Origin of the sequence: Variovorax sp. UC122_21 (assembly GCF_044056785.1) — a bacterium.
Classification (GTDB): domain Bacteria; phylum Pseudomonadota; class Gammaproteobacteria; order Burkholderiales; family Burkholderiaceae_C; genus Variovorax.
In genome coordinates, this window is record NZ_CP172004.1 from 6,511,247 (window position 1) to 6,523,003 (window position 11,757).

Consider the following 11,757-nt stretch of genomic DNA (forward strand, 5'->3'; position numbering starts at 1 on the left):
CGGCCCTAGCGGAAGAAGTCCAGGATGCGGTTGCGCTCCTCGGGCGGCGGCGGCGCGCCGATCGGCACGCCGGTCAGCACCTCGACCGGCTGGGGCGCGGCCTCGGGCTCGAGACCCAGGCTCGCGACGCCGCGGCCCGGCGCGTAGTCGTCGAAGTAGAGCTCGCCGTCCACGTGCACCAGGCCGGGCGGCTCGGGCAATTGCGTCACCGGCACGCCGCGCAGCGCGGTCTGCATGTAGCCGGTCCAGATCGGCAGGCTCAGGCTGCCGCCGGTCTCGCCGCGCACGCCGAGCTGGCGCGGCGTGTCGTAGCCGATCCAGGTCACGCCGACCATGGTGGGCTGGAAGCCCGCGAACCAGGTGTCGAAGGAATCGTTGGTGGTGCCGGTCTTGCCGAACAGGTCGTCGCGCTTGAGCGCCTGGTAGGCCTTGAAGCCGGTGCCGTTGCGCACCACGCTCTGCAGCAGCGAGTCCATCAGGTAGGCGTTGCGCGCGGGAATGGCGCGGTTGCTCTCGTCGAGCGCCGCCGGCTCGGTTTCCATCAGGACCTTGTCCTTGGCATCGGTCACGCGTGTCACGAGGTAGGGATTGACGCGGTAGCCGCCGTTGGCGAACACCGAATAGCCCGCGGCCATCTGCAGCGGCGTGACCGAGCCCGCGCCGAGCGCCATCGGCAGGTTGGCCGGATGCTTGTCCTTGTCGAAGCCGAAGCGCGTGATCCAGTCCTGCGCGTAGTCGGCGCCGATCGACTGCAGCACGCGGATCGTCACGAGGTTCTTCGATTTCATCAGCGCGGTGCGCAGCGGCATCGGGCCCTCGAAGCCGCCGTCGAAGTTCTTCGGCTCCCAGGGCTGGCCGCCGTTGGCGCCGGGCTCGAAGTACAGCGGCGCGTCGTTCACCACGGTGGCGGGCGTGAAGCCCTTCTCGAGCGCGGCCGAGTAGATGAAGGGCTTGAAGCTGGAACCGGGCTGGCGCCAGGCCTGCGTCACGTGGTTGAACTTGTTCTTGCTGTAGTCGAAGCCGCCGACCAGCGCCTTGATCGCGCCGGTGCGCGGGTCCATGCCGATGAAGGCGCCCTCAACCTCGGGCAACTGCGTGATCTCCCAGTTGTTCTTGGCCGTGCGCGCCACGCGGATCACCGCGCCGCGGCGAATCTTGATGTTGGGCTGCGCCTTGGCCGCCAGGCCCGACTGCGCGGGCCGCAGGCCTTCGCCCGTGATCTCGATCGCCTCGCCGTTCGCGCGCACCGCGCTGACCTGCTTGGGCGAGGCCTCGAGCACCACGGCCGCGATCACGTCGCCGTTGTCGGGATGCTCGGCCAGCGCGTCGTCGACCGCCTCGTCGACCTCCTTCGGATCGTCGGGCAGGTCGACGAACTTCTCGGGGCCGCGGTAAGGCTGGCGGCGCTCGTAGTCCATGATGCCGCGGCGCAGCGAGCGGTAGGCCGCCGACTGGTCGGCCGCCACCAGCGAGGTGTAGACCTTCATGCCGCTGGTGTAGATGCTGTCGCCGTACTGCGCGTGCATCATCTGGCGCACCGTTTCCGCCACGAACTCGGCATGCAGCCGGTTCGGGTCGGCGGCATCGCGCAGGTGCAGTTCCTCCTTCTTGGCCTCGGCCGCCTGCTCGGCGGTGATGAAGCCGGTCTCCTGCATGCGGTCGATCACGTAGAGCTGGCGCGCGCGGGCGCGGCGCGGATTGGCCACCGGGTTGTTGGTGCCCGGTGCCTTGGGCAGGCCCGCGAGCATCGCGGCTTCGGCGATCGTGATGTTGGCCAGCGGCTTGCCGAAGTAGGCATCCGATGCCGCGGCGAAACCGTAGGCACGGTTGCCGAGGTAGATCTGGTTCATGTAGATCTCGAGGATCTGGTCCTTGGTCAGCTGCTGCTCGAGCCGCAGCGACAGCAGGATCTCGTAGGCCTTGCGGCTCAGCGTGCGCTCGGAGCTCAGGTAGACGTTGCGCGCCACCTGCATCGTGATGGTGGAGGCACCCTGCTTGCGTCCGCCCTTGAGGCTGGCCACCGCCGCGCGCACGAAGCCCTTGTAGTCGACGCCGCCGTGGTCGTAGAAGCGCGCGTCTTCGACCGCGAGCACCGCGTCCTTCATGACCTTGGGGATCGCCGCGAAGGGCGTGAGGTTGCGGCGCTCCTCGCCGAATTCGCCGAGCAGCTCGCCGTCGGACGAAAACACGCGCAGCGGTTGCTTGGGCCGGTAGTCGGCGAGTTCGGAGCTGTCGGGCAGGCGCGGCGAGATCAGGGCGATGGCGACGGCGCCCGCGACCGCGAGCACCAGCACGCCCGAGCCCGCGACGATGGCGCTCCAGACGGCGATGCGCTGCCAGCGCGGTGGTTCGGGGGCGTCGGGTGAGCGGGGCTTGAAGGGATTGAACATGAGGGAGGTCCTGCTATTGAGAGAGTCCGCGCAGGCGCGGGTTCCGGGCCAGTCGCGATGCGCTCGCGGCCAGCATGGCGGCGTCGATGGCGCCGCGGCCCTCGGCCTGCCGCGCGCAGTGCATCGCGTCGAAGTATTTGTCGTGGTCGTAGGCGACCAGCAGCAGGTCCACGCCGGCATTCAGCGCACGCACCGTGGCGTTGCACAGGCCCCGGTCGTAGGCTGCACCCATCGTGAGATCGTCGGTGACGAGCAGGCCTTCGTGCCCCCACGCGCCGCGAATCACGGACTGCACGATTTTGCGCGAGAACGATGCCGGATGGTCGGGGTCGAGTTCTGGAACGATCACATGGGCGAGCATGACAGCCGCTTGTGTCGAAGCCGACACCTCTTGAAACGGTTTCCAGTCATGTGTTGCAAGTTGGGCTGCGGGCGTGCGCAGGAAGCCGGCCGCATGGTGCGTGTCCTCGGCCACGCCTGCCAGTCCCGGAAAGTGCTTGAGCGTGCCTTGCACGCCGGCCGCTTCGAGGCCCTGTTCGTAGGCCCGCGCCACCTCGGCGACGAGGGCAGGATCGGCCGAGATCGCGCGTTCGTCGATGCGGGTGTGCAGGTCCCAGCGGCCCGGCGCGCGGCCGGTGCGCAGGTCGACCACGGGACTGAAGTTGAGCGTGATGCCCAGCGCGGCGAGCGCCCTGCCCTGCTGCTCGCCGTAGGCACGCGCGCGCTGCGCGAGTTCGTCCTCGGGCACGTCGGCATCGATCAGGGTGGCGAGCGGCGGCTGGCGTTCGATCAGCGGCGAGAGCCGCGACACGGTGCCGCCTTCCTGATCGGTCGCGACGATCAGCGGCGGCAGACCGGCTTCGGTGCGCAACTGCTGCAGGCTAGAGATCTCCTCGCGCAGTTGCGTTGCGCTGCGGCCCTTGACGTTGCGGCCGGTCACGAAGATGCCGCCGATCGAACCCTGGCGCGCGAGTTCGCGCAGCATCGGCATCTCGGCGTTCTCGTAGCCGACGATGAAGTGCGCGCCGAGCCTGCGTGCCTGCGCGTCCGATGCGGCGAGCACTTCCGAGCGGCGCTGGCGGCTCGACAGTTCGTCGGCCCCGCTGCACAGCATCACCGCGCACAGCAGCCCGAGCAGCATCGGCCGCAGCGAACGGCGCGCGAAGCGCCAGACGATCGCCACGCCGCCGCCCGCGAGCGCGAGCAGCAGCGGCGCTTCCCAGGCGCGCATGAAGCGCAGGTGCGGATCCTTCAGGTGCCAGGCCCAGAAGCAGAGAGCGACCAGCGCCAGCCAGCCCAGGGCACCGAGCGCGACGCGCAGCGCTTTCATGCCGGATCGGTGAGGGCCGCCGGTGCGGCTTCGGGCCGGCGCGACAGCGCATACCAGTCGACCTTGCGCGTCATCAGCATCAGTGCCGACAGCATGCCGAAGATCAGCAGCGCGCCGAGCAGCAGCGCATTGCTCTCGGAGGCCAGCAGTCCGTAGAGCGCACCGTAGAGCACCGCGACGAAGGCCGCGAAACCGGCGCCGCGCTTCCTGCTGCCGAGCACCGCGGCGAAGTAGATGCCCAGCAGCAGCACGCTCGCGCCGGCCGCGCCCGCATAGGCGAGCCAGAAGGCCAGCTTCTCCGACAGCGCCAGCAGCAGCAGGAAGAAGATCGCGATCGACAGGCCCACCAGGCCGTACTGCACCGGGTGCAGCCGCAGCTTGCGGAACAGCTCGAACATGAAGGCCGCCATCAGCACCAGGCCAATGAAGAGCGCGCCGTACTTGCCCGCGCGGGTGCTCATCGAATAGACGTTGATCGGCTGCGCGAGCGAGACGTCGAAGCTCTGCGGGTTGAAGGGCTGCGCGCTGGCGCGCACATTGCCGTTGGCCGAGGCCGCCGTCGCGTCGGCGCGGCCTGCCAGGTCGACGCGCACCTGCTCACGCGCCGAGCTCACGAGCGAGGACACGCGCCAGTGTGCATCGAAGCCTTGCGGCGTGACCTCGCGCTGCGCCGCGAGGAAGCGGCCGCCGAAGCTCGGATGGGCCCAGGGCGACTTCAGGTGCGCGCTGGTTTCTTCCGCGATCGGCACCATCGACAGGGTGTCCTGGCCGACCAGCGAGAGCTTCATCTCGAAGGGCAGCGGCGCGCGCGACTGCCATGCGGCCAGGGCCGCGCCGCCGAGCGGCGCGTGGATGCCGTTGGCGAACCAGGATTCGTCGGGCAGGCCGGGCACGCGCTGGCGCAGCCGCAACTCGGCGCCGTTCACCGTCAGCGCGGGCGAACCGTCGAGGCCGCGCAGGTCGCTCACGTTGAAGGCCACCAGCGGGGCCTTGAATTCGATCTTCGACCCGGGCTCGCTGTGCGCGACCGCCTCGGGATCGAAGGCCGCGAAGCCGCCCGACAGGGTGGCATCGAGCGTGTAGAACGGGATCTTGAAGATGCCGCGGTAGCGCTGCTGCGGCGTCATCGAACCCTCGATGTGCAGCTTGTCGGGGAAGACCACGTGCGCCATCTCCTTGCTGCGCGCCTCCTGGCCGATCACCTTGCCCTGCGCGTCGCGCAGCGGCTCCATCCAGCGCTCGACGTAGGGCACCAGCAGCAGCGGGCCGACCACGGTCTGCGGGCCCGCGTAGGTGGCGGCGAGTTCGGCGGCGGCTTCGCGCTGGCTGTCGCCGCGCTCGTTGTTGATGCGGTCGATCTCGGCCAGCGGAATGCACAGCAGCAGCACCAAGAGCAGCAGCCCGCCCACCTTGGCCAGCATCGAATCCTTCAGCAGTTGAAGCATGTTTTCTCTCCTCGTTGACGACGGACCGGATGCTCGCCGTGCGATCCGAAGCCCGTGTGAAGCGAGGCGGCGCGGCGACTTCACGCGGACTTCACACAGCGCGGCGGACTTCAAGAAGCCTTCCCATTGCCTTCTCGCGGGCTGGCGACAGTGCGGGCCATCCGATACACAGAGAAGAGGACCCGACATGCACACCCCCTCCACCCACCGACCCGGCCGCTGGCTCTGGCTGGCGACGCTGAGCCTCGCGGTCGCGGGCTTCGTCGCGCTGAGCCTGAATCCCGTGCATGCGCAGGAAGCAGCCGGGCCGCGCCTGAAGACCGAGAGCCCGTACTTCTTCGTGAAGAGCGACGATCCCTCGATCGACCGGCTGCCGCTCAAGGGCACCGAGGTCTCGGTGAAGATCTCGGGCGTGATCGCCGACGTGACGGTGACCCAGACCTACCGCAACGAGGGCCAGCGCCCCATCGAGGCCAAGTACGTGTTCCCGGGCTCGACCCAGGCGGCCGTGAGCGGCCTCAACGTGCGCCTGGGCGACCGCCTGATCACCGCGCAGATCCGCGAGAAGCAGCAGGCGAAGATCGAATACGACACCGCCAAGCGCGAGGGCAAGACCGCCGCGCTGCTCGAGCAGCACCTGCCGAACGTGTTCCAGATGAACGTCGCCAACATCCTGCCGGGCGACGACGTGAAGGTGGAGCTGCGCTACAGCGAGCTGCTGGTGCCGCAGTCGGGCAACTACGCATTCGTGTTCCCCACCGTGGTGGGCCCGCGCTACAACAGCCCGCAGTCCTCGAATGCGCAGGCGCCCTGGGTCGGGCAGCCCACGCTGCGCGCGGGCGTCGCGGCCGGCACCACCTTCCGGCTCAAGGCCAGCATCGACACGCCGATGGGCCTGAAGGAGATCCGCTCGGCGACGCACGCGATCGACGTGAAGAAGAGCGACGAGGACCGCCATGCCGAGATCGTGCTGGCCGCCGACGGCCACCCGGCCGACAACCGCGACTTCGTGCTCGACTATCGCCTCGCGGGTGAAAAGATCGAATCGGGCCTGATGCTCTACAAGGGCCAGGGCGAGAACGCCGAGAACTTCTTCCTCGCGATGGTCGAGCCGCCCAAGGCCGTGGCCGCCAGTGCCATCTCGCCGCGTGACTACATCTTCGTGGTCGACATCTCGGGCTCGATGCACGGCTTTCCGCTCGATACCGCGAAGGTGGTGCTCGAGCGCCTGATCGGCGGCCTGCGCCCCAGCGACACCTTCAACGTGCTGCTGTTCTCGGGCAGCAACAAGATGCTGTCGCCGGCCTCGGTGCCCGCGACCCGCGCCAACATCGAACAGGCGCTGGCCACCATCAAGAACTTCAACGGCAGCGGCAGCACCGAGCTGATCCCGGCGCTCAAGCGCGTGTACGCGGAGCCGAAGGACGAGAAGGTCTCGCGCACCGTGGTGGTGGTGACCGACGGCTACGTGACGGTGGAGCGCGAGGCCTTCGAGCTGGTGCGCAACAACCTGTCGAAGGCCAACGTGTTCGCTTTCGGCATCGGATCCTCGGTCAACCGCAGCCTGATGGAAGGCATCGCGCGTGCCGGCATGGGCGAGCCCTTCATCATCACCGACCCGGTGCAGGCGCCCGAGCAGGCCGCGCGTTTCCGCCGCATGGTCGAGTCGCCGGTGCTGACCAGCGTGAAGGCCACCTTCGGCGGGCTCGACGTGTACGACGTGGAACCGCAGGCGCTGCCCGACGTGCTGGGTGAACGGCCGGTGATCGTGTTCGGCAAGTGGCGCGGCGAAGCGCGCGGGCGCGTGATCGTCGAGGGCCAGGGCGCCGAGGGCCCGTACCGCCAGGAGGTGCGCATCGATGCGCGCACGCGCCAGGACACGGCCGCGCTGCGCACGCTGTGGGCGCGCCATCGCATCCAGAGCCTGAGCGACCAGGAAGCGCTCGAAGGCAGCGCCGCCTTCAAGGACCGCATCACCGAGCTCGGCCTCAAGTACGGCCTGCTGACCCAGTACACCAGCTTCATCGCGGTCGACAAGGTGGTGCGCAATGCCGCGCCGCAGGACAGCGCGAGCGTGAACCAGCCGCTGCCGATGCCACAGGGCGTGAGCGACAGCGCGGTGGACGGCGGCGCGCTCGGTGCCGAGGTGCCGAGCACACCCGAACCCGAGACGTTGGGCGCCATCGCGGTCGTGCTGTCGGTGCTGGCGATGCTGCGCCGCCGCGCGCGCCGCCACGATGCACGCCGTTTCACGGCCTGATGCGGGAGCACGACCTCATGTCTCTGGCAACGCTTGCCCACCGCCATCCACGCATCGTGGATTCGGGGCATCCGCATCGACCGATTCCCGGCCGCCGGCTGGCTGGCCCTGCAGTTCGCCGCGCTGGTGCCGACCTGGGGCTGGATGCTGCGGCGCATGGTCGACGGATCGGACGATCCGCTCGGGCTGCTGGCGCTGGTCGCGCTCGCGGCATTGGCCTGGCAGTGCCGCGGCGAGCTGCGCGCCGCGCCGCGGCTGGGCTGGCTCGCGCTCGCAGGTGCCGGCACGCTCGCGGCGACCGTGCTGCGCACCGGCCTCGGCGGCCTGCCCGCGCTGCCGCCGCTCGCGGCCGGCCTGCTGGCGGTGCTGTCATTGGCGGTGGGCCTCATGGCCTTCCTGCCGCGCCGCGTGGCGGCCGTGCCGGTCGCGGGCCTCGCGGTGCTGGCGCTGCCGCTGCTGTCCTCGCTGCAGTTCTATGCCGGCTATCCGCTGCGCGTGGTGACGGCCGAGGCCAGCCGCTGGTTGCTGGCACCGGGCTTCGAGGTGGCGCGCGAAGGCAGCACCCTGCTGATCGATGGCCGGATGGTGATCGTCGATGCGCCGTGTTCGGGCGTGCAGATGGTCTGGCTCGGCTACTTCACGGCCTGCGCCGTCGCGCTGTGGGCGCGGCGCGCCGACCGTGGCTTCCTGGCCCGGCTGCCGCTGGTCGGCCTCGCGGTGCTGGCCGGCAACATCGTGCGCAACAGCGTGCTGATCGCCTGCGAGGGCGCCGGCCATCCGCTGGCGCCGTGGGCGCACAACGCGCTGGGCCTGACCGTGTTGGCGCTGGTGTGCGGTGCCATCGCGCGGCTGATGGCGCGCGAGCGCTGCGACGCGGGCCTCGATTTCGTCATGCGGCCCGTTCCGAGCCTGATCACCACCCAGGGAGGCCGCCGTGTCGACACTGCCCATTGAGCGCCTGTTCGAGCGCCTGTTTGCGAACCACTTCATCAACCGCATGGGCCACAAGACACTGTTCGCCGTCGCGATGCTGCTGTGCATCCTGTGGTCGGGCGCCGCCGCGCTGCGCACGCCGGCCGTGGCCGCGTCGGTGGCGAGCACGATCGAGTGGCCGCGCGAATGGGACGGTGCCGCGCTGCGTCCGCTCGCGCTCAGCGAGGTGGAGCAGCGCTTCGCCGACCGTTTCCCGGGCGCCATCGGCCGCATGACCGACGGCCGCCAGACCCTGGTGATGCGCGAGGTGCGCGAGCCCACGCGCATGATGCATCCGGCCGCCGACTGCTATCGCGCGCTCGGCTACCGCATCGCGCAGGAGCGGCTGGAGCAGCAGGTGCAGGCCGGCGAATCGCATTTGTGGCGCTGTTTTGTTGCGCAACGGCACGGCGGGCAAAAGTTACGCGTCTGCGAGCGCATCGTCGACGCCGACGGCGCCGCTTTCACCGACACTTCAGCCTGGTACTGGGCGGCAGCCAGCGGCCGGTCGAACGGACCGTGGCAAGCCGTCACCGTGGCGAGACCGATGTGAACCCGTTGCTGAAAAAAACTCTCAGATTCTTCCTCTTCGGCCTGCTGGCCCTGGTGATCACGGCCGGCGTGGCCATCTTCCTGATCGTCAAGCTCGCGCTGGCGCCCGCGCCCGGCGAATGGCGCACCACGGTGAAGGCCGGTCCGCTCGCCTTCGAGACCGGCGTGCCGACCGCGGTGCGCATCGCCACCTCGCCCTGGTTCGCGCCATGGCTCGACGGTCGCTCTCTCGATACCGGCCACGGCACCGTGCGCTTCGCCTGGAAGGCGGCCGACGGCCTGCTCGAGCTGCACTGCGCGCCATGCAGCGTGGAGCTGCCGGCACTCGGCGCGCAGCCGATCCGCGTGCAGCAGCTGGTGGCCACGGTGCGCCGCGACGGCAACACGCTCAACGGCACGCTCGGCGCCACGCCGCAGGGATCGCCCGCGGGCGATCCCGCCGCCACGCTGCAGGGCAAATGGGAAGGCCGCCTCGCGCCGAAGAACCTGCAGCTCAGCGTCGACATCCAGGACGCGCCGATCGCGCGCTGGTACGCGGTGCTCGTGCCCGGCCTGCCCGAGCTGCAGCGCGCGCGCATCGGCGGCACGCTGGCATTGCGCGGCCACGTCGTGCTGCCCGAAGCCACCTTCTCGGTGCTGCCCACCATCAGCCAGTTCACGGTCGAGGGTCTGGGCACCGAGGCCATGCTGGGCGCGCGTACCAGCTGCGGCCCCTCGGCCAGGCTGACCAACGACAGCTGGCTCGCGCGCGCGGTCATCGCCGCGGAGGACCAGCGCTTCTTCACCCACACCGGCTACGACCTGACCGAGATCCTGGCCTCGATCGACAACAACCAGAAGGAAGGCGCGCAGAAGCGCGGCGGCAGCACGCTCACGCAGCAGCTCGCGAAGCTGCTCGCGACCGGCAGCGAGCGCACGGCCGAGCGCAAGCTGCGCGAAATGCTCTACGCGGTCGAGATGGAACAGACGCTGGGCAAGGCGCGCATCCTGCAGCTCTACCTCGACAACGCGCCCTGGGGCGGCAACCTGTGCGGCGCCGAGGCCGCGGCCAAGCGCTATTTCAAGCGCAGCGCGCGCAACCTCGAACCCGCGCAGGCGGTCTGGCTCGCGGCCATGCTGCACAAGCCGCAGGCGGTGCTCGAGCAGTGGCGGCGCGACGGCGCCATCGATCCCGACCGCGTGAAGTGGGTGGCCGAGGGCGTGCGCGGCATCAGCCGCAACCAGCGTGAGGCGCTGCTCAAGAGCGTGGCCAGCGCGAAGTTCGCGCCACCGGAGCCGAATCCATGAGCGCCGAGGTCGAAGCGATCGAGCGCGCCACGGTCGCGGCCGTGTCGCCCGATGCCGTCGGCGCCATCGAGGGCTGGCTGCTGCCCTTCGATCACGGCACGGTCTCGCGCGCCCGCTCCGCGGTGCCGCTGCACCATGCGCCGGCGGCCGAGGGCACGCTCGAGCGGATCGAGCAGCGCTACGCCGCGCAGGGGCTCCCGCCCATGCTGCGGTTGGCCGACCTGGAATGCTTCGACGGCCTGCGTGCCGAACTCGAAGCCCGGCGCTATCGCGGCGCCAAGCCCACACTGGTACAGACCGCCACCTTGCGGCGGATGCAGGCCGTGGCGCCGACCGGCGCGCTGCCGGCCGAGGTCGATACCGCGCCCGACGACGCCTGGGCGGCGCTGTTCCTCGGCGAGGGTTTCGATCCCGTGGATGGCGCCCACCGCGTGCGCGTGCTGGCGCGTGCCCAGGGTTCGCTCTATGCGAGCGTGCGCGAAGGCGGCCGCACCGTGGCCGCGGGCGCGATGGCCTTCGGCCATGGCTGGGCCAGCGTGCACGGCATGCGCACCGACGCCGCGCAGCGCGGGCGTGGCCTGGCCGGACGCGTGCTCGCGGGGCTGGCGCGCGTGGCGCTCGAGCGCGGGTTCGAAAAGGTGTTCCTGCAGGTCGAGGCGCAGAACGATCCCGCGCTGGCGCTGTACCGGCGCGCGGGTTTCGAGACGCGCTGGCAGTACCGGTACTGGCAGCCTTCGAGCTGAAGCGGCAGGCTCAGTCGCGCGGCTCGAGCTCCAGCCCGAAGCGCACCTCGTCCAGCGCCGCGTCGACCAGCGCCAGCGGATCGTCGAAACCCGGCGCGAGCTTGAGGATGCCGCGCAGCCGGTGATCGATCAGCAGCACCGCGAGCCCGTGCACATAGCCCCAGGCCGAGGTCATCTGCATGGCTTCGGCATTGCTCAGCGAGGTGGGCGGGCTGTCGGGCAGCCGCGGCGCGCCGCCGATGATCGAGGCCATCACGCGCATCGCCTCGGCGGCCGCGGCGCCCAGCACGGGATGCAGCATGTCGATCTTCTCGGTGCGGAACATCAGCCCGAACAGCGCCGGGTTCCCGTGCGCGAAATGCACGTAGGCGCGGCCGATCGCATTGCGCCGCGCGCTGGCGTCGGCGCCCTCGGGCGCCGAGGTGCGCATCGCGTCGGCCAGGCGATGGAACCCCACGGCGGCGAGCGAACTCAACAGGCCGGTGGTGTCGCCGAAGTGGTGCTTGGGCGCGGTGTGCGACACACCCGCTTCGCGCGCGATCGCGCGCAGGCCAAGCCCGGCGATGCCGTCGCGCCGCAGCACGGTCTCGGCCGCGGCCAGCAAGGCATCGGGCAAGGCGCCGTGGTGGTAGCGGCGGGCCGGCGCGGCGGACTCGGCCGGTGTGGCCGCTGTGGCCGGCGAAGATTCGGCGGTGGCCGGTTCCGTGGAACGGGAGCGGCGCGGACGGGAAGCAGCAGGCATCCAAAAATCTTACCACTGGAAAAATCTCTTGACTTC

9 protein-coding genes are annotated in these 11,757 nt (G+C 70.2%); 5 read left to right on the forward strand and 4 right to left on the reverse strand.

Annotation, left to right across the window (positions count from 1 at the left end; genetic code table 11):
• Window positions 1-5: 5 nt before the first annotated feature.
• The 3 genes from ACHMXE_RS43430 to creD are packed head-to-tail and all read right to left on the reverse strand — an operon-like array spanning window position 6 to window position 5,165.
• Entirely contained in the window at window positions 6-2,390 is a 2,385-nt protein-coding gene (locus tag ACHMXE_RS43430; RefSeq protein ID WP_395349546.1) for a penicillin-binding protein 1A, read from the reverse strand.
• Window positions 2,391-2,403: 13 nt separating this feature from the next.
• Complete coding sequence (locus tag ACHMXE_RS43435) at window positions 2,404-3,720, reverse strand: glycoside hydrolase family 3 N-terminal domain-containing protein (protein ID WP_395349547.1); 1,317 nt, start codon at window positions 3,718-3,720, stop codon at window positions 2,404-2,406.
• Window positions 3,717-5,165, reverse strand: coding sequence for a cell envelope integrity protein CreD (gene creD / locus ACHMXE_RS43440; RefSeq protein ID WP_395349548.1), 1,449 nt, complete (start codon window positions 5,163-5,165; stop codon window positions 3,717-3,719). The genes ACHMXE_RS43435 and creD overlap by 4 nt, the downstream gene beginning before the upstream one ends.
• Before the next feature lie 187 nt (window positions 5,166-5,352).
• Here creD and ACHMXE_RS43445 point away from each other — a divergent pair, with 187 nt between their 5' ends.
• The 5 genes from ACHMXE_RS43445 to ACHMXE_RS43465 are packed head-to-tail and all read left to right on the forward strand — an operon-like array spanning window position 5,353 to window position 10,979.
• Window positions 5,353-7,425 carry a VIT domain-containing protein gene (locus ACHMXE_RS43445; protein WP_395349549.1) on the forward strand — a complete coding sequence of 691 codons (2,073 nt, stop codon included), beginning with the start codon at window positions 5,353-5,355 and terminating at the stop codon, window positions 7,423-7,425.
• 33 nt (window positions 7,426-7,458) lie between these two features.
• Window positions 7,459-8,379, forward strand: a complete 921-nt coding sequence (gene xrtQ / locus ACHMXE_RS43450) for an exosortase Q (protein ID WP_395349550.1) — start codon at window positions 7,459-7,461, stop codon at window positions 8,377-8,379.
• A gap of 43 nt (window positions 8,380-8,422) precedes the next feature.
• Window positions 8,423-8,950, forward strand: coding sequence for a hypothetical protein (locus ACHMXE_RS43455; RefSeq protein WP_395353049.1), 528 nt, complete (start codon window positions 8,423-8,425; stop codon window positions 8,948-8,950).
• On the forward strand, window positions 8,947-10,236 hold the full coding sequence (locus ACHMXE_RS43460) for a biosynthetic peptidoglycan transglycosylase (protein ID WP_395349551.1): 1,290 nt from the start codon (window positions 8,947-8,949) through the stop codon (window positions 10,234-10,236). The genes ACHMXE_RS43455 and ACHMXE_RS43460 overlap by 4 nt, the downstream gene beginning before the upstream one ends.
• Window positions 10,233-10,979: a GNAT family N-acetyltransferase gene (locus tag ACHMXE_RS43465; RefSeq protein ID WP_395349552.1), complete on the forward strand. Its 747-nt coding sequence runs from the start codon at window positions 10,233-10,235 to the stop codon at window positions 10,977-10,979. Before ACHMXE_RS43460 ends, ACHMXE_RS43465 begins: the two co-directional genes overlap by 4 nt.
• 10 nt (window positions 10,980-10,989) lie before the next feature.
• Here the strand turns inward: ACHMXE_RS43465 and ACHMXE_RS43470 are convergent, their stop codons facing one another.
• Complete coding sequence (locus tag ACHMXE_RS43470; protein ID WP_395349554.1) at window positions 10,990-11,595, reverse strand: TetR/AcrR family transcriptional regulator; 606 nt, start codon at window positions 11,593-11,595, stop codon at window positions 10,990-10,992.
• Window positions 11,596-11,757: the final 162 nt, after the last annotated feature.

Excerpts from the sequence above, each read along its gene's own strand:
- ACHMXE_RS43435 (WP_395349547.1), bottom strand. The coding sequence starts at position 3,720 with ATGAAAGCGCTGCGCGTCGCGCTCGGTGCCCTGGGCTGGCTGGCGCTG.
- ACHMXE_RS43455 (WP_395353049.1), top strand. The coding sequence starts at position 8,423 with ATGGGCCACAAGACACTGTTCGCCGTCGCGATGCTGCTGTGCATCCTG.
- creD (WP_395349548.1), bottom strand. The coding sequence starts at position 5,165 with ATGCTTCAACTGCTGAAGGATTCGATGCTGGCCAAGGTGGGCGGGCTG.
- ACHMXE_RS43445 (WP_395349549.1), top strand. The coding sequence starts at position 5,353 with ATGCACACCCCCTCCACCCACCGACCCGGCCGCTGGCTCTGGCTGGCG.
- ACHMXE_RS43465 (WP_395349552.1), top strand. The coding sequence starts at position 10,233 with ATGAGCGCCGAGGTCGAAGCGATCGAGCGCGCCACGGTCGCGGCCGTG.
- ACHMXE_RS43430 (WP_395349546.1), bottom strand. The coding sequence starts at position 2,390 with ATGTTCAATCCCTTCAAGCCCCGCTCACCCGACGCCCCCGAACCACCG.